Annotated in this window: 15 protein-coding genes, 3 tRNA genes and 1 pseudogene; 8 read left to right on the forward strand and 11 right to left on the reverse strand. The window is 44.5% G+C overall.

The window, feature by feature from the left end:
• The first annotated feature begins 775 nt into the window (after positions 1-775).
• Positions 776-1,885 (forward strand): branched-chain amino acid aminotransferase, encoded by a 1,110-nt coding sequence (locus PEB0122_RS10525; RefSeq protein WP_075917135.1) that lies wholly within the window; start codon positions 776-778, stop codon positions 1,883-1,885.
• A gap of 675 nt (positions 1,886-2,560) precedes the next feature.
• Here PEB0122_RS10525 and glpX read toward each other — a convergent pair.
• The 4 genes from glpX to PEB0122_RS10545 form a co-directional block, all read right to left on the reverse strand.
• Positions 2,561-3,550 carry a class II fructose-bisphosphatase gene (gene glpX / locus PEB0122_RS10530; protein WP_075917136.1) on the reverse strand — a complete coding sequence of 330 codons (990 nt, stop codon included), beginning with the start codon at positions 3,548-3,550 and terminating at the stop codon, positions 2,561-2,563.
• Positions 3,551-3,720: 170 nt separating this feature from the next.
• Positions 3,721-5,037, reverse strand: coding sequence for a homoserine dehydrogenase (locus PEB0122_RS10535; protein ID WP_075917137.1), 1,317 nt, complete (start codon positions 5,035-5,037; stop codon positions 3,721-3,723).
• A 3-nt stretch (positions 5,038-5,040) separates the two neighbouring features.
• The gene (locus PEB0122_RS10540) at positions 5,041-6,234 is read right to left on the reverse strand and encodes an LL-diaminopimelate aminotransferase (protein WP_075870614.1); all 1,194 of its coding nucleotides are present in this window, start codon (positions 6,232-6,234) and stop codon (positions 5,041-5,043) included.
• 65 nt (positions 6,235-6,299) lie between these two features.
• Complete coding sequence (locus PEB0122_RS10545) at positions 6,300-6,647, reverse strand: hypothetical protein (RefSeq protein WP_075870613.1); 348 nt, start codon at positions 6,645-6,647, stop codon at positions 6,300-6,302.
• A gap of 364 nt (positions 6,648-7,011) precedes the next feature.
• Here PEB0122_RS10545 and PEB0122_RS10550 point away from each other — a divergent pair, with 364 nt between their 5' ends.
• Both PEB0122_RS10550 and PEB0122_RS10555 read left to right on the forward strand, forming a co-directional pair.
• A complete protein-coding gene (locus tag PEB0122_RS10550; protein ID WP_225867844.1) occupies positions 7,012-8,301 on the forward strand; it encodes a D-Ala-D-Ala carboxypeptidase family metallohydrolase in 1,290 nt (429 codons plus the stop codon).
• A gap of 63 nt (positions 8,302-8,364) precedes the next feature.
• Positions 8,365-8,439 (forward strand) — tRNA-Glu (locus tag PEB0122_RS10555).
• Positions 8,440-9,346: 907 nt separating this feature from the next.
• Here the strand turns inward: PEB0122_RS10555 and PEB0122_RS10560 are convergent.
• The 3 genes from PEB0122_RS10560 to PEB0122_RS10570 form a co-directional block, all read right to left on the reverse strand.
• A tRNA-Arg gene (locus PEB0122_RS10560) sits at positions 9,347-9,423 on the reverse strand.
• 28 nt (positions 9,424-9,451) lie between these two features.
• On the reverse strand, positions 9,452-9,757 hold the full coding sequence (locus tag PEB0122_RS10565) for an ETC complex I subunit (protein WP_075870876.1): 306 nt from the start codon (positions 9,755-9,757) through the stop codon (positions 9,452-9,454).
• An 86-nt stretch (positions 9,758-9,843) separates the two neighbouring features.
• A tRNA-Pro gene (locus PEB0122_RS10570) sits at positions 9,844-9,920 on the reverse strand.
• Positions 9,921-10,072: 152 nt separating this feature from the next.
• On the opposite strand from PEB0122_RS10570, the gene PEB0122_RS10575 reads away from it, so the two are divergent.
• Entirely contained in the window at positions 10,073-10,711 is a 639-nt protein-coding gene (locus tag PEB0122_RS10575) for an SH3 domain-containing protein (RefSeq protein ID WP_143238838.1), read from the forward strand.
• A 13-nt stretch (positions 10,712-10,724) separates the two neighbouring features.
• Here the strand turns inward: PEB0122_RS10575 and PEB0122_RS10580 are convergent, their stop codons facing one another.
• Together PEB0122_RS10580 and PEB0122_RS10585 are read right to left on the reverse strand one after the other, a co-directional pair.
• Positions 10,725-11,426 (reverse strand): HdaA/DnaA family protein, encoded by a 702-nt coding sequence (locus PEB0122_RS10580; RefSeq protein ID WP_075870610.1) that lies wholly within the window; start codon positions 11,424-11,426, stop codon positions 10,725-10,727.
• On the reverse strand, positions 11,423-12,649 hold the full coding sequence (locus PEB0122_RS10585) for an AI-2E family transporter (protein ID WP_075870609.1): 1,227 nt from the start codon (positions 12,647-12,649) through the stop codon (positions 11,423-11,425). Before PEB0122_RS10585 ends, PEB0122_RS10580 begins: the two co-directional genes overlap by 4 nt.
• Positions 12,650-12,813: 164 nt before the next feature.
• On the opposite strand from PEB0122_RS10585, the gene purM reads away from it, so the two are divergent.
• The 3 genes from purM to PEB0122_RS10600 all read left to right on the forward strand — a co-directional run bounded on the left by purM (position 12,814) and on the right by PEB0122_RS10600 (position 16,069).
• Positions 12,814-13,887 (forward strand): phosphoribosylformylglycinamidine cyclo-ligase, encoded by a 1,074-nt coding sequence (gene purM / locus PEB0122_RS10590; protein WP_075870608.1) that lies wholly within the window; start codon positions 12,814-12,816, stop codon positions 13,885-13,887.
• A complete protein-coding gene (purN, locus tag PEB0122_RS10595; RefSeq protein ID WP_075870607.1) occupies positions 13,884-14,495 on the forward strand; it encodes a phosphoribosylglycinamide formyltransferase in 612 nt (203 codons plus the stop codon). The genes purM and purN overlap by 4 nt, the downstream gene beginning before the upstream one ends.
• 422 nt (positions 14,496-14,917) lie before the next feature.
• Positions 14,918-16,069 carry a hypothetical protein gene (locus tag PEB0122_RS10600; protein WP_225867845.1) on the forward strand — a complete coding sequence of 384 codons (1,152 nt, stop codon included), beginning with the start codon at positions 14,918-14,920 and terminating at the stop codon, positions 16,067-16,069.
• Positions 16,070-16,179: 110 nt separating this feature from the next.
• On the opposite strand, the gene PEB0122_RS10605 is transcribed toward PEB0122_RS10600, so the two are convergent.
• Entirely contained in the window at positions 16,180-17,283 is a 1,104-nt protein-coding gene (locus PEB0122_RS10605) for a branched-chain amino acid ABC transporter substrate-binding protein (protein ID WP_075870875.1), read from the reverse strand.
• A 113-nt stretch (positions 17,284-17,396) separates the two neighbouring features.
• The gene (locus PEB0122_RS10610; RefSeq protein ID WP_075917141.1) at positions 17,397-19,952 is read right to left on the reverse strand and encodes an ATP-binding protein; all 2,556 of its coding nucleotides are present in this window, start codon (positions 19,950-19,952) and stop codon (positions 17,397-17,399) included.
• Positions 19,953-20,326: 374 nt separating this feature from the next.
• Here PEB0122_RS10610 and PEB0122_RS12030 point away from each other — a divergent pair.
• Positions 20,327-20,497, forward strand: a pseudogene (locus tag PEB0122_RS12030) (flagellar biosynthetic protein FliO); the annotation flags it as partial.
• Positions 20,498-21,590: the final 1,093 nt, after the last annotated feature.

Here is a 21,590-nt window from a genome sequence, read left to right on the forward strand (position 1 = left end):
TATTCTGATAAATAGTCCTTCAAATTTTGTCACTATAAATTTGCAATCAGATTAATTTGCAACCAGTTGGTCATCATCGCTGGATGCCTGCAGAACCACTCGATTTTTGCGTCCCCGAAGCGCCAAGATGGAGCTAACAGCAAACGTGATGTAATCAATGCGTGCCGGTGTTCATTCTCTTTTGCTCCCACTCTATCCCGCTTCTACCTGATGTTATCTTCGTTGCTATTGACAATTAAAATGGTGCGAAGAATGGTTTTAAAGTCCCTATTTTTAGCCGACATAACGAAGATGTTGAAGTTCAATCAGGTGAATATGTTATCGTTAACAAAATGACATAAACGTTATTGATAGTATCGTCCATGTAAATAAAGCCGATACCGCAAACACAACAAATGCTTCGAACAATGCACGATTAAAAAGTGGAATCATGAAGGCCCGAAAGGCTCCGATAGGTCTATTCTTATGCATCAATCGCTACTCTCTTTTTAATTTTTTTACTAGAAAATACTTAGTCACACCGGAAAACCGTATTTTTTTCACCCAGTTTCCTGAATGCTTGAAACTTTGTTATGTTCCCTCACTGGTAGTGAATAACTATTGGTCGCGAACGAACGAAAAATTTTCACAATCTTGTTGTTCTGGTCCTCCATAGTTCTAAAATCATTGACATCAACGGCAAACAAACTCTAATGTTCACGCCTTATTGCTTTACCGATGCAGATCATTGGCAAATGAGTAATAAGATGAAGATACATTTCAAAAGGTTATTGTCATGACAGGTTCCAGTACTGTTCTTCCATTTAAGATAGAAAAAAACACAAATCCCGTTAGCGCTGAGAAGCGCGCGGAACTATTGAAGAATCCTGGATTTGGTCGCGTGTTCAGCGACCACATGGCAGTGGTGCAGTGGACTGCCGGTAAAGGTTGGCATGATGCGGTTATAACTGCGCGCAAACCTTTTCAGATTGATCCTGCAAGTGCTATTCTTCATTACGGTCAAGAAATCTTCGAGGGGCTGAAAGCCTATCGTGCGCATGATGGCCGTATTCTTCTTTTCCGTCCTGAAGCAAACGCAGAAAGATTCCACAATTCGGCAATACGTCTTGCAATGCCGCCAATCGATAACGATGTATTTCTTGCAGCGATCAACGAACTTGTAAAAATTGATCGTAATTGGATTCCTGAAGCTCCAGATTCCAGTTTATATTTGCGTCCATTCATGTTTGCCAACGAGGCATTTTTGGGCGTCCATCCGGCGAAAGAGTATATCTTTAGCGTTATCGCCTCACCGGTTGGTTCCTATTTCAAGAGTGGATCAACCAAGCCGGTTAGCGTTTGGCTCGATACAGAATTCAGCCGCGCTGGTCCCGGAGGTACCGGTGAAGCCAAATGCGGTGGCAACTATGCTTCAAGTTTGTTGGCACAAATCAACGCAGAGAAAAACGGCTGCGACCAAGTTCTTTTCCTTGACGTTGTGGAACGTAAATGGATTGAAGAACTCGGCGGCATGAATGTTTGCTTTGTTATGGATGATAATCGCCTGATTACTCCGAAGCTCGACGGAACTATCCTTCATGGCGTTACCAGAATGTCTATTCTGCAACTTGCAAAAGACAACGGCATGAAAGTTGAGGAACGCAGTTATTCTTTTGACGAGCTGAAAAAAGATGCAAAAAGTGGACACCTCAAAGAAGTATTTGCCTGCGGCACTGCTGCAGTTATCACGCCAATTGGTGTGTTCAAATATAAGGGCGGTGAAACAGTTATCGGAAATGGTAATGGTGGGGAGATTACCCAGCATCTTCGCGATCTACTCATCCATATTCAAAAGGGTGAAGCCAAAGATCCTTATGGTTGGGTCAAAACTGTAAAAGTCGACTAATTCCCCTATCAAATTAAAGTGCAGCTCAAATGGGCTGCACTTTTCCTGCTTTATAATTTGTTTCGTTCGCGTAATAGTGTCATCAAACGAAATTTGAATATTCTAGTCTGAATAAAAAGCTTATAATCGAGCTAAATTCCTGTTATTCTTTCCAGAAATAATAATACGATAATAATTTTGGATTATCTGCCGCAAATGAATCGATAATTCGATCATTGATGAAAGCATCTTTATTACGAATGTCTAATTTTGTCGCTATATCGAAAAATCGTTAGCCGAAAAAAACTTTATATCGCCTTGATCACTGTCAAGTCGCGTTAAATTACTTTTCCGGTTAATAGATAGTCTATCTCTTTAACAATAAACGTCATAGTTCACTATTTCGTCGCCATATTTACTTTATTTTTTACGTCATTACTTCTCGATATACTCGCTTCTTTGAGGAAGCTATGTTTTTGGCTGTCAGACAGTCCAACATTATGATCGTTATGCGCCACGCGCATTGTCAAGTTTCTTAAAATCAACACCTCTCTTCTTGAAAAAATGACAAAGAGCGGGACTATGCGCTTAGTCCAGATAATCCATATGAAAAAAGGCGTGTTTCATGAGAGAAAACGCGCCTTCCGAATGATGTAAGTTTTGTTGTTACTGGCAAAGCTTGCTTGCCCGATCCATTCAGTTAAATTTTGTCATATCCTGATGGCGAGCAATAATATTGCGAATTGTCCCGCTGTGTGAACGCATGACGATTGTGTCTGTCTGGATATAATTTTTAGCGAATTTCACACCCGAAAGCAGATTGCCATCCGTAACACCGGTTGCAGCAAAAAGTACGTCGCCCTTTGCCATTTCTTCCATAGTGTAAACTTTGTTCGGATCCTTGACGCCCATTTTGGCCGCACGTTCGATTTTTTCTTTTGTGTTCAGCTGTAAACGCCCCTGCATCTGCCCTCCGATGCAACGAAGTGCAGCAGCAGCGAGAACCCCCTCCGGAGCGCCGCCGATTCCCATATAAATATCAATACCGGTTTCATCCGGGTCTGTTGTGTGGATAATACCGGCAACATCTCCATCACCTATCAACCGTATCGAAGCACCGGTCGTACGAACCGCTTCGATAAGCTTGGCATGGCGTGGTCTGTCCATGATGCAGACAGTAATCATATTCGGTTTCACGCCCTTTGCTTCGGCAAGCGCGTTGATATTGTCTACAGGACTGGCATCAATATCGACAACACCTTTTGGATAACCGGGCCCGATTGCAAGTTTTTCCATATAAACGTCCGGTGCGTAAAGCAAATTACCTTTTTCTGCCATAGCTATAACAGCCAACGAATTCGGTAAATTTTTGGCACAAATAGTCGTGCCCTCCAATGGATCAAGTGCAATATCGACTGCTGGTCCCTCTTTGGTGCCAACTTTTTCGCCGATATACAGCATCGGCGCTTCATCGCGTTCGCCTTCACCAATCACAACCGTGCCGTCAATGGGCAGACGATTCAACTCCTTGCGCATTGCATCTACGGCCGCTTGGTCAGCTGCCTTTTCATCTCCACGCCCCCTTATCCGTGCTGCGGCGACTGCCGCACGCTCGGTTACGCGAACAAGCTCAAGTGTTAAAATACGATTGAGTCCATGTAATGTATGGTCAGCCGAGTTCGACATATGATTGATCCCATCGGATAATTGTTACAGAAAAACCGACGTTGTTTACAACGTTATACTAAAGCTTTTGGCAAAGACTTCTGCACACTGCAAGAGGAAACACGATCAATTCGTGAATTATTATTGAAACATAAGTGATAGTAGAATGACCAGTCTCGAAAAACTTATTTTCAGTTAGGACGTTCGATACGGATCATTTGCGGTTTATCCACGAGATGTCCATCCTCCATAATGGACATCAACGCTTTTCTGACAGATGATTCCGTCGTCTCATGAGTAACAAGGACAATATTTTTGGTATTTGGCTGGATATTTTCCGCTAACGGGCGCTGAACAATCGATTCAAGAGAGATCGAATTTTCAGCCATGCGTTTGGCGACGCTTGCAAAAACACCAATTTTATCGTCAACAGTCAAACGAATAAAATATCCGCCTGCATGAGCACGCATACGCGCTCTTTTATACGGCGAAAGAGACTGCGCAGGCGTCCCGAAAACCGGTCCATGTTGAAAACCAGGGTGGGATTTTGCAATATCGGCTATATCACCGATGACTGCCGACGCAGTCGCATTACCACCAGCACCTGGTCCCGAAAGCAACAATTCTCCCAAGAGATCGGTCTGGATGGAAACCGCATTTGTAACACCTTGAACCTGCGCAATAACCGTCGATGTCGGAACCATAGTCGGGTGCACACGCTGTTCAATACCGGTATCGGTTTTTACAGCAACCCCCAATAATTTTATCCGGTAGCCAAGTTCATCCGCAGCATGAATATCCGCAAGCGAAATGTTGCTGATTCCTTCTACGTAGATATCATCGACTGATATCACACATCCGAATGCAAGACTTGTAAGAAGCGCAAGTTTATGGGCCGTGTCATATCCTTCAATGTCAAATGTCGGGTCTGCCTCTGCATAGCCCAGTTTTTGAGCTTCCTTAAGACACTCCTCAAAAGAAATGCCTTCCGAAAGCATACGCGTTAGTATGTAGTTACACGTACCGTTCAGAATTCCGTAAACTCTCGAAACGCTGTTTCCCGATAACGACTCACGCATTGCCTTGATGACAGGAATGCCGCCAGCTACAGCTGCTTCGAAATTTAATAGAACACCCTTTTTTTCGGCAATTTTGGCAAGAGCTACACCATGGCGTGCCAGAAGAGCTTTATTTGCTGTAACAACATGATGACCATGCTTAAGCGCCTCCTCGACACAAAAACGTGCTATCCCCTCTTCTCCACCAATAAGCTCGACAAAAACATCAATTTCTTTACTGGCAGCAAGCACCAACGGGTCATCGACCCATTCTATACCTTGAAGGTCGATGCCTCGCTCGCGTGTCTTGTCTCGTGCACTGACACAAACGACATCAATAGGTCTGCCACATTGCTTAGTCAGCAAATCCCTTTTTTCTTTCAATACCCGGACAACAGAACTTCCGACTGTCCCCAGTCCGACTATGCCGATTCTCAGCGCATTTACCATTGATCAGGCTGCCTTGTTTTTTTCTTCCGAGAAAAACCGTTTGATGTTGCGTGCAGCTTGTCTCAAACGATGTTCATTTTCAACAAGGGCAATACGTACGTGATCATCACCTTGTTCACCAAAACCAATACCGGGCGAAACGGCGACATCTGCTTTTTCGATAAGCAGCTTCGAGAAAGCGAGAGAACCAAGATGCCTATACTGTTCCGGAATGGGCGCCCACGCAAACATTGTGGCTTCTGGAGAAGGTATATCCCAACCGGCACGATGGAAACTTTCTACCATAACATCGCGACGCTTTTTATAGACCGAGCGCACATAGGCAATATCGGAGCCATCACCATTCAAGGCATAAGCGGCAGCAACCTGAATTGGAGTAAATGCACCATAATCAAGATATGATTTGACGCGCGTCAAAGCGGCAATAAGCCGCTCGTTACCAACGGCGAACCCCATACGCCAACCCGGCATAGAAAATGTTTTTGACATTGAAGTAAATTCGACAGCAACGTCAATCGCTCCTGGAACCTGCAAAACTGACGGTGGCTCTTTATCACCAAAATAAATTTCCGCATAAGCGAGGTCCGACAGCAGGATAATGTCATTCTTTTTAGCAAAATCGACGACTTCCTTATAAAAGTCGAGATCCGCAACATAGGCAGTCGGATTCGAAGGGTAATTCAATATAACTGCAATCGGCTTCGGTATTGAATGTTTAACAGCGCGGTCAAGAGCCTGCAACAATTCCTCCCCCGGATACGCAGGCATAGAGCGAATAACTCCGCCCGACATGATAAACCCGAAAGAATGGATCGGATATGTCGGATTTGGGCATAAAACAACATCACCGGGAGCAGTGATTGCCTGTGCCATGTTAGCGAAGCCCTCTTTTGACCCCAAAGTGGCAATTACCTGCGTATCAGGATTGAGTTTCACGCCGAAACGGCGTTCGTAATATTTTGCCTGCGCACGTCTTAGCCCGGGAATTCCGCGCGACGCCGAATAACGGTGGGTTCTTGGATCCTGAACGACTTCACAAAGTTTATCGACAATGTTTTGGGGCGTGGGCAGATCTGGATTTCCCATCCCGAGATCAATAATATCGGCTCCCTTCGCTCGCGCCGCTGCCTTCAGGCGATTAACCTGTTCAAATACATAAGGCGGCAAACGACGAATTTTATGGAATTCTTCCGACATTTTATAATCCGGTTCTAAAAGTTAATGTTAAAGTTGAAGTTTGAAGACAAGCGACATTTCAGTGATTAATCCTGTTTGCCGCTCTGTTCAATTTGGCGAACGGTTTCTTCCGCTTCGCGACGGGCATCATCCTTGGCTTTGGCCAATTTGGACGCGCTGTTGGCAGAAGGACCAGGCACTTTTTTCAAAGCCGTAGCCTCTGAATCAAGTTTGTTGGTCAGAGATTGTTTTTCAGCTTCGGAAAACTGTACAGTAGCCGCTCTGGGTTTATTGGAAAAACGGGGATAAACTTCCTCGTGAGATGCTCCCGCCTGTTCCGGCGCGGTAAATTCGGCTCCACGGGCGCAGCCCATTAAAACGACCGCAACCATCGTTAGAACAATACCTGGCGTCTTTTTGAACGGCATCTTCATCTTATTTCTATATTCCCATCGCTATAATAAAAGTACTCTTTATCATGAGATATTCACAAAGCCAACGTCAAGAGATGTTGGATGACATTCATGCCAATTTGTTGTTTTGTCGTAATTGTGTGGTTAAAGTGTCATATATTACAATTGTGAATCGAAACTTGATAAACATTTTTCATCTTTAAAATAAATTAGACGCATTCGATTGCCATACGATGCTTCGAGTTTAATTTTAACTATTACGCTGAAGTGCATTAGGCATTGGGGCACAACAAGAGGTTGCCGATTGTTAACTTGTAGCCACATTTTCCGTAAGATGAAAAAACAGCATCGGCTTGTTGGCAGTCATTTATTTCGTTCAGGCTTGTTGCTATCATTAATAGTCGCATTTACGGCATGTACGTCCAGTAATGGTGGCCTCGGAACATTGGAGAAGCCGACAAATAGCGCCGAAATGCAGGCTCCGGACGGCAATCCACTGCCAGAAAACGTGGGTGGAGGCGGCGCCAATTCCACCGATCCAAATTCGATCAATCCAAACCAGCAGACTTCAAACATCCCCCTTCCGTCGGCACATTCCGGTGACCGGCCAAACAAAGTGCCATTGCCAACGCCTTTGCCTTTACAGGAAAAACAGCAAGCAAATGCGCAACAGTTGGCTGCATCTGGCAATAAACAGGTAGCATTTCAGGCTGCATCCCAATCTGAAGCGAATGCCCAATCCCCAGAAGCTCCGCAAGCAACCACAACAGAAGAACAAAAGCCGAAAAAAACGGCTCTGTTTTCTTTCGGACGGAAAAAAGAACAATTGGCTCAGCCGGTAAATGCGCCACGCAGCAATGATATTGCGCCGGCGCAAACAGTATCGACAGATAATAGCACACCCTCTTCGGCCACTTCGACTGTTGCTCCGCTACAGAATACGATAGCTACCCCTCCAAAACCGACGAGTGACAAAAACAGTCAAGCTAATACCGAAGCACATACGGACCTAACCGACCCCCCTGCTCCGGCACCGGAACACGACGCAACAAGCCAGAAAAAGGGCGGGTTGATGCGTCTATTCGGACATTCGGATGATAAGAAGGGAAACAGGCCCGTCGACAACGAGACAAAAACCGCGCTTGTGCCTTTACCGAAAAAAGATCCGCACGAATATAACGATGTTCTACCGGGTGTGCGTCCGAATGGCGGAATTGTTATCAAACATCGTACGAGTCTTTATGACGATACCGATATTGATGCGAATGAAATTGATTCGCCCTCGCTTTATACGCTTGCATCGGTCAGTATGTATGGTCGTTCGCTTCCGAATGGACTGAAAGTGGCACGTAAAGACGTCGAAGTATCGTGCCTGAGACCCCAGCTTGTCGCTATTTTGAAAACGATTGAACGTCGATTTAATAAGCCGGTTATTATCACTTCGGGATATCGTAGCCCCGCCTATAACCAGAGGGTCAACGGCGCAAAGCGATCGATGCACATGTCCTGTGCTGCCGCAGATATACAGGTTCCCGACACAAATAAATGGGATGTTGCAAAATTTGTCCGCGCTTTACCTAATCGCGGTGGTGTCGGAACATATTGCCATCAATCAATTCACGTCGATGTAGGACCAAAACGTGATTGGAATTGGAGTTGTTCAGCAAAAAATTAAAAAAAATTGCAAACAGGGCTTGCGATTAAAAAATATCCTCTCTATAAGCCGTCTCACCGACACGCGCCCATCGTCTAGTGGTTAGGACGCCGCCCTTTCACGGCGGAAACAGGGGTTCAAATCCCCTTGGGCGTACCACTTCTCCTGTGAGTATAAAATTCGAGATAATTGCCAACCACTTTGGTCATTGACCGTTAGGTTAGTGATTTCTAACGTCTTCCGGTAGTCCTCGCCGAAATTACACGTGCTTTTGAAAGCACGTTATCTTACGGTTCGAGCTTTAGCGTTAAAGCAATCGGTTGTTCTGACAGGAAGAAAAATAACTTTTCACCGCGCCCATGATTCGTAGCCAGCGAATATATTCGTAACAGTCTGAAGTATTCTTGCGTTGGACAGAATTCCAAGAATCAGCTTTGCTCAACGTTTTTTGCTGCCCCATTAAATTGAAGAGATCGACATATGCGAAAAGGCCTTGTCCTCGAACTTCGGGGGAAGATTGAGTTTTAATTAAAAAAGTTGGTCACTTTTCAAGAGTGACAAATCCAATCAACTTTTAATGTCACCGCTGTTTTGAAGGTAGAATCGAAAGCTATTCGTCACGACAAGCTTGCGTCAAAAATCATTTTAAAACAAGATTAACATTCAAAAGGCACACGTCAAACAATTGAACGACAATAATCAGGCGAACTTCCAAAAGGATATCGAAACGCTCGTTTTAGCAGCAAATATTACCAACTTTTTTCTGGCTCATGCCGGAACACCACATCTGGGGAAATATCGATTTTACACTGACACCTTGTCACGGTGTTGCGAGTTAATTTCACGCTTAAAACGAAGAATTAGTTTTTATGGCAACGATTTTAGACAACGGACAGCCTGAAATTATTATTCCAAAGAAAAGTTCACGGGAATTTGCCTGACTTTCATCGCTACAATTCAGTTTTATTACGGTGAAAAATTGCAAATTTCCGGTTTGTCACAATAACAGTCTAACAATCTGATAAGACAAAGTTATTAGATACCACCAATTTTCCAGAAAAAGTTATGGCGATCCCGACAGGATTCGAACCTGTGACCCACGGCTTAGAAGGCCGTTGCTCTATCCAGCTGAGCTACGGGACCAAAAAAATATTTGAGAAAATGAATAGCCTCAATGTGTCCAGGGAACCTGACGATCACTCCGGAAATTATCGGAATATGCAACCCGCTTGCGCGTGACAGCATGTGGCTCTTCCAATCGGTAAGCGATTCCGTTTTTTGTTGCGTACGAAATTGCTTCCTCTTGCGTGTCAAACGTCAACCTGATTTGGCTTTTCATATCGGCCGATGATGTATACCCCATAAGCGGATCAATCATTTTAGCTTCATTAGGTTCATATTGGAGAACCCAAAAGCCGGTATTCGCTTTTCCGGATTGCATGGCTGTTTTAGCCGGACTGAAAATTCGTGCTACCATGATTTTTTCCCTTCGGATCATGCTGTGGCCAAATTATAAACTGTTACGACCACTTTGTCGCATCATCTTTTTGTCAAATCAAGTTATGGTCGGAGCGATAGGATTCGAACCTACGACCCCCTGATCCCAAATCAGGTGCGCTACCAAGCTGCGCTACGCTCCGACATTGTCACGTTCGACGCTCATTCCCTAAATTTTTCCACGGTGAAGTGCAAGCTCAAATCGTATTTTTTGCGGTTTATCCTGCAATTTTTTTAGCCGATAACTTTTCAAAAACAATTTCGTGCCAAAATTTGCCAAGTGAAAGGATTGATTATGGCGGTGAAACGGACAAAGCCAAATAAAAATCGGCAACGCACGACGCAAAAAAAACGTTCGTCGGTACTGAGCTATTTTTTGCTCGGCGGGTTAACCCTCTTAGGTGGTGCCGGTTGGTACCATAACACATATGAAGTCAAATCGGCCGGAGAGCAGAAAACAGCTACCAGAGAAGCAATAAGTCCTACTCCCAATCAAAAACCGTCTATCGTCTCTGCTTCATCCCATGACATTGCTCTACAGCCAGCGCAGAAAATACCCACTCCTATCACGTCGGTTCCTGTGCAACCAAAGATAGCGTTGGTCGTTCCAAAAATGGCACCGTCACCGGTTCCCTACAAACCCGATACCACATTACCTCCGAAAGCCCGTTTTGCTGCCAACAATGCAGCCAACGTCATATACGCAAAAAATGCCACAACAATTTATGCAAATGCTGATTCGCAATCTAAAATTGTTGCTACTGTAAAAGCCGGTCAAGAAATGCGTTCCTACGAACATCAGGGTTCATGGCATCGGGTGGTCGTACCAACAACAGACATTATCGGCTGGGCAAATGAAGCAAGCCTCAGCACAAAGTCGCCCGCCATTTCGAATTTGATCGACAGAGCTTTGACAGGTTCAATAAACCGTTAGAAACATTGCGAAACTAGAGTGCGTTTGATTCGCCGCGAACTGCCAAAGCTTCCGACACAAGAGCTTTGGTGATTTTACTTTTTCTTTGCAAGGCCAAACGGTCGATTTGATCAACAGTTTTTCCCAACGCAAAAAGTGACCGCTCCGACCGGCTCACTAAAAACTCCACAACCGAAGGATCGACTGTTATTTGTCGATCGGAAAACAATTTGAAAGCGACCGCATTAAGCAATTCGTCGTCGGGCTGTTCAAGTGTTGCCAACGTTACGGATCTTAACCGGCTTGCAAGATCATCAAGCTTTACATTCCAATTCGACGGCCCCTTGCGAGCAGTTATCAGTAATGTGGTTTTCGGATTTATAACGTGGCTTTCTTTGACCGAATTGATTAGGTGGAAAAAGACAACCTCATTGAAATCAACACCATCCATATCCTCGACAAGAACCGGAATGCCTTTTTCTATAAAGGTGATAGCTTGATCAAGCTGGTCGGGCTCAATTTCTTTTGCTTTTGAAATATCTGCCCAAACAGTTGCAAAATGTGTTTTGCCAGACCCATCCGGCCCGACAAGTACTGCAACAGGCATTGGCCAATCCGGCCAGCGTTCTATCAGTTCGTAAGCGGATTTGTTGCTTTTTGTTACAACCAGATCATCGGAATAAAAATCAGTTGGATGTGAAAGCGAGAGCGGCAATTGCTCTAACCTTTTATTCATTCCTTTTCTCCGACATGGTCGCTTGAAGAACTGCCGCTCGGTGAATAAAGCGGCGACTCAAGATAGGTATGGAGAGCAAACCGTACAAGAACCCCGACTGCTGCAGCCGCGGGAACTGCAATGAGCATGCCGGTAAAACCGAAAAGTGAGCCAAAGGCGAAAAGTGCGAACATTAGCCAAACCGGATGGAGGCCGACAGATTGACCGACCAGTTTTGGCTGTAAAACATACCCTTCTAGGAATTGTCCGACAAAAAATACACCCATAACAACGATGATCCGTTCCCAATTTTCCGGATAAAATTGTACCCAAGCGACACCAACCGAAAGAACAAATCCGGTCATGGAGCCAACATATGGGATGAAGCTTATAAAGCCTACGAACAGCCCGATCAATAAACCGAAATTCAAACCTGAAATTGTAAGTCCGGCTGCGTAGTAAACACCGAGTGCGAGGCAAACAGATGTCTGCCCACGAATAAATCCCGCGACGGCCCTATCCATTTCGTGAAAAATGCCGCGGACAGTTTCCAAATGGTTACGAGGTATCCACGAATCAATCGTCTTGATCATGCGTTCCCAGTCAAGAAGCATATAAAATGCAACGACGGGGGCCACGACAAAAAGACTTACCAGATTTACCAGTGATTTTCCTGAATCCAATACGGAATTCAAGACCGACTTTATGAGATCCGAACTTTGACCCAACATGGTCTGAATATTCGCCTGAATTTCGGAGGCGTCGCTCCCGATATATTGTTTGATCCATTCGAAACTGTGATTGGCAAAGAAAGCCTGTATACGATTGACATAAACCGGTAAGCCTTCACGGATAAATTGTTGCAATTGTGAAGTTATAACAGGAATAAGAATTGTTAAGGCAATAACGAGGACAAGAACGATAGCAATCGTAATAAGAACCGTCCCCCACATACGCGAAATTCCTATCCTTTCAAGCAATTCGACGATCGGGTTAAGAAAATAGGCGAGCACAATTCCGGCCACAAAAGGCAGCAGAATCGAACTGAAAACAAACATAAAAATAACGAAAAAAAGAAGCGTCAAAAGCCAGAATATGGCTTGCTTTTTAACATTTCCGCGAAAAGCGATGTTGGCATAAGCGGGGATATAAACGGTTTTCTTGTCCCGTTTGAATCTCAAACCTCTTTTGACATTTTTCGTCGATTGCCCCTTCGTTGGGTTATCAAAATCCGTATCGCTCATGGACGTCCACTGAATTTGTTGTTTTTAAAGGATATGCAGCTTCGTATAATAACGTCAAGAAACAATCGTTTATATCTTTTTTAAACGCCTGATAAAACTTGCGGGGCACGCATGAACGTGGCATTGGTCACACGTGTTCAAGAGCGTAATTAAGGACAAATCCGATGGGCGACACACACCACCTTCAAAACAACCTGACTTATGCAGATGCAGGTGTTAATATTGATGCTGGAAATCTGATGGTCGAAAAAATCAAGCCGATTGTCAAGACGACGCAGCGCACCGGTTCGGATACCGAACTCGGAGGTTTTGGCGGTTTGTTTGACCTCAAGGCCGCAGGTTTCAAAGATCCTGTGCTGGTTGCTGCCAACGATGGTGTCGGAACGAAATTGAAAATCGGCATTGATGCCGGCATACATGATACTGTCGGGATTGATCTTGTTGCTATGTGCGTCAATGATCTCGTCGTTCAAGGTGCCGAACCACTTTTCTTCCTCGATTATTTTGCGACCGGAAAACTACAGCCCGACGAAGGAGCAGCCATTGTCTCGGGTATTGCCGAAGGATGCAGGCAAGCCGGTGCAGCACTGATAGGTGGCGAAACAGCCGAAATGCCCGGTATGTATAAAAACGGCGATTATGATTTGGCCGGCTTTGCTGTTGGCGCAGCTGAACGTGGAACGCTTCTTCCATCCGATAATATAAATGAAGGCGACATCATATTGGGTCTCGCGTCCACAGGACTTCATTCAAACGGATTTTCGCTTGTCCGGCGGATCGTTGAAAAAAGCGGCCTTGATCTCAAGTCTCCGGCACCATTTGATAAAAAGGTCTCGCTTGGCGAAGCTCTCTTAACGCCAACGAGAATTTACGTCCGCTCACTTCTTGCAGTTTTAAAAAAATATCGCGGTATCAAGGCTCTTGCACATATCACAGGTGGCGGTTTTCCGGAAAATATCCCGCGGGTTTTGCCCAAAACTCTTGCCGCTGAGTTGAACCTTTCTTCCATCCACGTACCGCCAGTATTTTCATGGCTTGCAGAACAAGGCAATATTGCCGAGCATGAAATGTTGCGCACTTATAATTGCGGTATCGGAATGGTTGTCGTCGTCGAGGCAAAAAACGCTGCCGATATTTCTACCGCACTTGAACAACAAGGCGAAAAGGTTACGAAACTCGGGTCGATCGCATCCCGGACAGATAAAGGCGTAATCTATAAGGGACATCTAGACTTATGAAAAAAAAAGTAGTCATTCTCATCTCGGGCAGCGGTACAAATATGGTGTCGCTCGTTGAAGCAACAAGAGCAACTGACTTTCCGGCAGAAGTCGTTGCAGTCATAAGCGACAATAAAGATGCAAAAGGTATTGAAAAGGCCCGCATATTGGGCCTGTCTACCTACATTATCGAGCGCAAAAATTTTACCGATAAGCAAACCTTCGAGACCGCACTTCTTGATCGGATCAATGCTTGCCAACCGGACATTGTTTGCCTTGCGGGCTTTATGCGGTTAATTTCCCAACGCATCATTGCTCCTTATGAGGGACGAATACTCAACATTCATCCTGCCCTTCTTCCTCTTTTTAGAGGATTACATACCCATCAACGTGCTCTTGATGCCGGCGTAAAAATAACCGGTTGCACTGTTCATCTGGTAACCGAAGGGATGGATGAGGGAACTATATTGGGGCAGGCCGCTGTTCCTGTATTGGAAAATGACACAGCCGACCGTCTTGCTGCACGGGTTCTCAAAGTCGAACACAAGCTTTATCCTGCAACACTCCGTGCGTTCATCGAAAAACCGCATAAGGGCGTAAATGCTGATCAGCAAATCATTTCATATTGAAATATAATAGTTTAAGGTCTTCCCGAATTTCCAACAAGACAGATTGGAAACTGATCAGAAAAAATCGAGTGTCATTTCTATCCCGAAAGATAAAAGCCCTCGGAAAATAATCAATAATAGTTGCAACGACAAATAGTTGCAGCCTGATATCTTTCCAATTCTATAAGTCAATTATACCATACCGATTTTTAAACGCACGATCATCGCCAAACGAGAAAACCGGCTGAATTCGGATGTCCTGATTGGGTGGTTAGCAAGATTGAAGAGAGCACGTCACTTCCGTCAAGTGTGCTTTACCTCTTTACAACTTGTCAACCAATTAACCACATAATAGCTGATGGAGCTTTTCATAGGATCGAGCTATTGTGTTAAAAATAAAGACCATTTTTTTAATCAGCTGCTGTGCATTTATAGGCGGATGCATGTCGGATTCACTGCAATCCCTGCAATGGTCTTCATCAAAGCCATCAAGTGAGACAACCTCCAGTATCAGGCCGGCAAGCCCTTTAAAAACGGCTGGTAATAGCGACTACGACGCTTGGCGAACAGCTTACAGCGCCTACAACAAACAGGCATCCGTTTATTGGGAACAGATCAGCGCAAAGCGTAAATTACGTAATGAAAAACGCGCGCGTGGGCAAACTGTGGAACTGACAGATTACGTTTTGACACAACCCCCACTTTATAATGGGCCTGCTAAGCCTTCGTCCGGTAGTTCGATCGGCTCTCGTCGCTCTATACCGGGTGTCGAGGATTTTGTAGCAGCTTCAAAACGTGTGTACGGCTTCCAACCTGAACGCCCATCCAACGAAAGTGAATTCATGCGCACCTATGTCAATGCTGCTCGTGAAATAGGCCTCAATCGCGAACAACTTGTCTCTATCTATGCATTTGAAACCGGTGGAGATGGAACCCATGATCTCCAGTCGGGAATGACTAAGGGAAAAGCAAACGCCCGACCGGCATCGACTGCTATCGGATACAACCAGCTTGTTGCCACTGCGAGTGTAAGCCTGATGTGGGAATATGGCAGCGATATAGCCAAAGAATTGCGTCAAAAAGCTCAAATAGCATCAGGAACAGAAAAAACTAAACTACTTGAAAAAGCCGCAGTTGTAGACCGTATGACGGCTAAAGCAAGAACCGTACCTCACAACTGGGGAGCACAAAGCGAACTTGCAAAGACCGATGCAGGCCTTGGAATGCATGCTATGACCATGGATAAAGACGTGGGTCCGCTTTTGCAGATTCACAAATTGAGAACATCAATAACTTTTTTACGTAGAAAAGGTGTCACCCGTCCACTTTCGGGCGCAGAGCTCGAAATGCTAAACCTCACCGGAGACGGCAATGGCTACGACATGGTAACAATGCCTCAACAATACCGGAACAAGGTTCCTACGGCCAATTTCTTCTTGCGCCCCGGGTATGAAAGAAATCCTGTTGCCATTCGTAATAATACCGTTGCTTCTCTGCTTGATGCGACCGAAAATAAAATGCAGGCAAATATGCAAAAAGATGGTGCGCAAATGCTCGACCGGATTTTCCAGTCAACTGCACTTGCGAGCAACTAACTTGCAACATAACGGATTCAAAAATATACGCATATCATTGATTGGGCGCATAAAAAGGCGGTTTAAGGCCGCCTTCTAACTGTCAACAGATTGTTTTTTACCGTTCACTTTTATTCGGCAGAAACAATCTCGCCATTATGCCACTTATACATCGAGAACACTTTTGATGTTATGTCACCACGATCGCCATAAGTAATCTCACCCAAGGTTGTTTTAATCGGTTCGCCGGATTTGATCGCAGTTGCCACGGCTTCTGGATCAGTTGACGAACCGGCTTTTTCAATGCCAAAGGCCAGAACCTGTATGGCTGCATAACCATTGATTGCAAAAGTTTCCGGCGGAATATTCTGGGCTTTCAATGCGTTAATTGTTTCTTGTGCATCCGGATTGCTCTTGACATCTACAGAATTGGTAAACATCGTCCCTTCAGCAGCATTCCCTGCAATCGACCATAATTCGGATGTATTAAATCCGTCACCACCGATAAGCGGTGCTTCAAGCCCTTGCTCACGCATTTGCTTTAACAAAAGGCCGGCTTCGGGATGGTAGCCACCAAAATAGACGTAATCGACTTTTTCTTGTTTTAGTCGGCTCACCATAACCGAATAATCTTTTTCTCCCGGAGTAATATTGCCATAAAGGACTTCCGTTACGCCACCCTTGTTCAAAGCAGCTTTGAACGCATCTGCAAGACCTTTACCATAGGTCGCACGATCATGAATGATCGCAATACGTTTGTCTTTTAAATGTTGAACGTAATAATCTGCTGCATAGTCACCCTGCTGATCATCACGTCCTATTGTACGGAAAACATTCCATAACCCACGACTTGAAAGTTCGGGCGTCGTCGAGGAAGGTGTTATCATCAATACGTCATTTTCTTCCAAAATATTTGAAACGGGTAACGATATATTCGATGTAACCGGTCCTATCACATATTGAATTCCCTCGCCTATCAACTGATTTGCCGCAGATACCCCCTGCTTTGGCTCGGCACCGTCATCGAAAACTTTGAGCACCAGCTTCTCCCCGTTGATGCCGCCATTTTTATTCAACTCGTCAACGGCAACTTTCACGCCGTTATTAGCCTGAATGCCGTAAGCCGCCACTGGACCGGTAATCGGTCCCATAAAGCCGATAATAATATCGGCATAAGCTGACGACATGAAGAGACTACCAGTTAACGCCAAGGCCGAAACTGTAGAAATCAGAATTTTACGCATGGTTCACCCTCTTTACCGAATTTAACGACTTTTATCTTGCATTAGATTGCGAGGATTTCAATCACCTAAACGCAATGTTTTCGATTAAAATCGAAAAACACGCTTTAATGAGAGACATCCTTGTCGGAGAGCATTTCTTTCACTTTCATCGCCAACTGCTTCAATGTGAACGGTTTCGATAGAAAGCCGAACACTGCATCCGGCGGCAAATTCTTTGCAAAAGCATCCTTTGCATATCCGGAAACGAATACAAATTTGATGTCCGGATATTTTTTACGCATTTCACCCAATAAAGTCGGTCCATCCATTTCCGGCATAACAACATCAGAGACGACAAGATCGACGGCACCGTTATGCTCGGCAATGATATCAAGCGCTTCAACTCCGTTTTCGGCTTCCAGTACTGTATAGCCTCTTGACTGTAAAGCACGTAAGCCGCCCATTCTTACAGCTGCTTCATCTTCCACCAGCAACACTGTAGCTGTTCCCGAAAGATCGGCATTTTTTTCGGCTTTTAATTTTTCCGGCTCAACTGTTTTCTGATCGTTCCGAGCAACTTCGGCGATGAAACGTGGCAAAAAGATACGGAATTTGGTGCCCTTCCCCTCTTCACTTTCGCAATAAATATAGCCGCCTGTTTGCTTGACTATCCCATAAACCATTGAAAGACCAAGCCCAGTACCTTTCCCGACTTCCTTGGTTGTAAAAAATGGCTCGAACATTTTTTCTTGTACAGCTTTCGGAATTCCGGTTCCGGTATCCTCGACATCGAGTTCGACATAATCCCCGGTGACAAGACCGTCAAAAGAAAGATCAGCTATTTGTTGGCGAGCAACATTTGCCGTGGAAATCGTAATAGAGCCACCATCGGGCATTGCATCACGTGCATTGATCACAAGATTCATCAGCACACGTTGGAACGACGCCTGATCAACCTTGACATCCCATAAATCTCGCCCGTGATTGAATTTCAAATGGATATTGCTTCCTAAAAGCGGCATCAAAAGGTTTCTGACATCCGAAAGCAATTCGGTAAGGTCTACGACTTCCGGTCGTAGCGTCTGGCGGCGCGAGAATGCCAATAATTGCTGAACAAGAGATGCTGCACGATTGGCATTATTTTTGATATTGATAAGATCGGCATGTGCAGGATCGGAGCTGCGATGACTTGCAAGTAGAAGATCACAAGACATTATAATTGCTGTAAGAACATTATTAAAATCGTGTGCAATGCCTCCGGCAAGCTGGCCAACAGCCTGAAGCTTCTGACCTTGTGCCATTTTGTCTTCCAACGTTTTTTGCGCTGTCGTTTCAATGACAGACAAAATGGCCATTTCATTTTCCGGCTGGTCGATTTCTTTGGATACCTTCAAGAAAAATAGTCTGAAATGTCGCTTTTCATTGGTTGAAGGACTTACTTCAGTCGTAAGATTACCGGCTCTATTTGCTGATAGTTTCCGGAGAATTTCATCAATGTCCCGTTTTCCTGCGTCGGTAAAGAATTCGCTGACAGATTTTCTGTTTAAATCATCCTGATTTACATTGATTAAAAGTTTAAAAGGCTTGTTAGCAGCTAGTAATTTTCCCTCGCGATCGATTGTTGCAATTGCGAGTGGTGAATTTTCAAAATAATAGCGAAGAACGTCCAACGTCGTGTCAGAGCCCGGTTCCGAAACAGAACGAGAAGACGCAGGCACCAGTACCAGACGATAAATCGACTCGTCTTCTTCATCACCAGCTTGTTTTGCAGCCAAAATAAGAAAAGTTGTGCGGTCATCTTGCGTATTATGCCAATCCACCGAAAACCGGTAGTTATTGCCGCTCTCGTCGATATGCTTCTTTATGTCTACCCAGCTTGGCGCCTGCCCGCTTGTTTTGAATAGGCTATCAAATGTCAATTCGCCCGTTTTGAATTTGGATAAATCAATATTTAATGCATTCGACAATGTTGCATTGAGGTAGATGATCGAACCGTTATGATCGACCGAGAGAAAACCGGCTGGCGCCTGATCCAGATGATTGATTGCTTCCTGAAGATTACGGAAAAGCGGCTCGTACATATCACGGGCAAAACCGATATCTTCGAGCCTCCATACAAAAAAGACCTCGCCGTGAAGTTTTATGGGCTTAACAGCCAGACTGTACCACGCTTGATTGCTGCCGGAAGTGCTTTTCCATAGTGATCGGGCGGCATGCGTTTCCTCACGCGCCGCTGTCCCCGCGAGAGCTTTCGCGCTCAAGCGATAAATAACTTGTTCGGCGTCTTGAAGAAGTGAAAAGAGTCCAAAAACCGTTTTTCCATTTTCGAACCCTAAAAGTTTCCTGCAACTTGCATTGGCCGTAATAATGTGACCCGCTGTATCAGCAAGTAGTACTGCATCATCCAGACTATCGACAGGGATTCTGCACTCCTCCCCTTGGTTTTTACCAACCCCGTTGAACACGCCGGACAAAAACGCGACCATAACGGAAAAGCCGACAACGGCTAGAAATAAGAAAACAATTTGGGCAAAAAGATCAATTTGGTGACTGGGTACAAAAAAACTGATAATCGAGACAATGATTGCGATCAACACAATTACAGCAACAACAAACCTCATCAAAACAGTTTGTCTTCCCGAAAAAGCCCATATACGGTTTGATTGTTCCGGCCTTTTCATAGCTTGATAATGCCTCTTTGGATCAAGATTGATTCTTAAGTTCGTTTTACCTTTAGATTAGGCTATCCATGACAGCTTTAATAGAAAGAAGTAGAATTTTCATAAACATCTCTTTACTAAACGAATGCAATTCCCGGTTCATATGTTAAAAACAGTTATCCATTCCATTATGCTGACGTTTTTGATTGTTAAAAACTCAAACATGAAGGTAATAGAATAGTTAAGATTACGCTCTTCCAATAGGAGATAGAGAAAGTATGCATGCGTGGTTAGAAAACCAGATCGGACAATCGGCTGCCAATATCATTACCAGTCTTGTTGTACTCATTATCGTCATTGCGGCAATAGCAATCACGATTTCGCTTTTACGAAAATTCAATAACGGTACATTTGTCGTAGGCGGAAAATCCCGCACTCCACGCTTGTCAGTGCGCGATGCAGCTGCGGTTGACCGCACGCGCCGATTGGTATTGGTGCGTCGTGACAATGTCGAACATCTGTTGATGATTGGTGGTCCCACTGATATAGTCATCGAAACCAATATAAAAATTGGCGAACCAGCTGCTAGAAACGAGGATCCCGCTATTGCAGAAATGGATTCAGTCCGGGATACCCGCCCGACATCGGGCTATCGCGAACCAACGTTAACGAAACCGTCACGCTCGGCTAACAATGGCCCGATTTCACCCAGCAGACCTATCTCGTCAGACCGGCGCCCTACAACGGATTATTCAACAGTTAAAATCAATCCCTCATCTGGCGAACTTAACGTTGCTCCAACGCCGGACAACGCTCGCACAACGCCAGAATTCAACAACTATTCCTCTACGGATGCATCTTTAAACCCTAATTTACAATTGCCTCTACCGGCTCCAAAAGAACCTTCAATCGGTGATTTTTCCCCTACGAAAGATGACCGAATGTCATTACGTCCTGCTCCAAAGCAGTATATCTCACCCGATATTAGACCGACGTTAAAAGATTCTGCTGTCAGCGCTGAAATAGAAGGTCGACGTGAACCTGCCCTCGACGAGCCTCGAAAAAATACTGACACATCTGTCAATCTTGATGATGACTTCGATCATATGTTCGAAAACGAGCTAAGTAACGCAATAAAAAATGAAAAAATAAAGCCGTAACTCCCCCTTAGCCAGTTAACATCGTTTATTGATTGGTTTTAACGTGGTGAATTTAAGACAGCATTTTTCAATTTTTTGGATTACAGATTTAATGTTCCATCTAAAATGGAAGTTAAGCAGAACTTCGCGCTTCACTGGTACATAATAAAATTACAACTTTAACTACAGAGAGAATAAGTCTGATAGAATTTTCAAGCAATTTGAAAAGGTCGACAGAAGATGGATCCAATTAACACAGATGAATGCTGAAGATAAAAGCTCTTGGAAATCCAATGCTCTCCACATTTACTCGTGTTAATTTTTTTCGTCGATCTTGGTAACGTCAACTACAAATATTTAAACATGCATTCTGTGTGCCGTACTTTTCAACTGTCCTTTATACAAAGATTTGGTAACGATTATCCGTGTTCGAGACTATTAAATATCACCTTAACCGGAAAAGCAGGAAATTTTGGAACCAACTTGATCGTGACTAAATGACCTTTAGAGCACCAAGAGC

It is taken from the genome of Ditibartonella apis (assembly GCF_001952075.1).
GTDB classification, from domain to species: Bacteria; Pseudomonadota; Alphaproteobacteria; order Rhizobiales; family Rhizobiaceae; genus Bartonella; species Bartonella apis.

Excerpts from the sequence above, each read along its gene's own strand:
- PEB0122_RS10575 (WP_143238838.1), top strand. The coding sequence starts at position 10,073 with ATGGCGGTGAAACGGACAAAGCCAAATAAAAATCGGCAACGCACGACG.
- purM (WP_075870608.1), top strand. The coding sequence starts at position 12,814 with ATGGGCGACACACACCACCTTCAAAACAACCTGACTTATGCAGATGCA.
- PEB0122_RS10525 (WP_075917135.1), top strand. The coding sequence starts at position 776 with ATGACAGGTTCCAGTACTGTTCTTCCATTTAAGATAGAAAAAAACACA.
- PEB0122_RS10610 (WP_075917141.1), bottom strand. The coding sequence starts at position 19,952 with ATGAAAAGGCCGGAACAATCAAACCGTATATGGGCTTTTTCGGGAAGA.
- PEB0122_RS10535 (WP_075917137.1), bottom strand. The coding sequence starts at position 5,037 with ATGGTAAATGCGCTGAGAATCGGCATAGTCGGACTGGGGACAGTCGGA.
- glpX (WP_075917136.1), bottom strand. The coding sequence starts at position 3,550 with ATGTCGAACTCGGCTGACCATACATTACATGGACTCAATCGTATTTTA.
- PEB0122_RS10600 (WP_225867845.1), top strand. The coding sequence starts at position 14,918 with ATGTCGGATTCACTGCAATCCCTGCAATGGTCTTCATCAAAGCCATCA.
- PEB0122_RS10545 (WP_075870613.1), bottom strand. The coding sequence starts at position 6,647 with ATGAAGATGCCGTTCAAAAAGACGCCAGGTATTGTTCTAACGATGGTT.
- PEB0122_RS10585 (WP_075870609.1), bottom strand. The coding sequence starts at position 12,649 with ATGAGCGATACGGATTTTGATAACCCAACGAAGGGGCAATCGACGAAA.
- PEB0122_RS10580 (WP_075870610.1), bottom strand. The coding sequence starts at position 11,426 with ATGAATAAAAGGTTAGAGCAATTGCCGCTCTCGCTTTCACATCCAACT.
- purN (WP_075870607.1), top strand. The coding sequence starts at position 13,884 with ATGAAAAAAAAAGTAGTCATTCTCATCTCGGGCAGCGGTACAAATATG.
- PEB0122_RS10540 (WP_075870614.1), bottom strand. The coding sequence starts at position 6,234 with ATGTCGGAAGAATTCCATAAAATTCGTCGTTTGCCGCCTTATGTATTT.
- PEB0122_RS10565 (WP_075870876.1), bottom strand. The coding sequence starts at position 9,757 with ATGGTAGCACGAATTTTCAGTCCGGCTAAAACAGCCATGCAATCCGGA.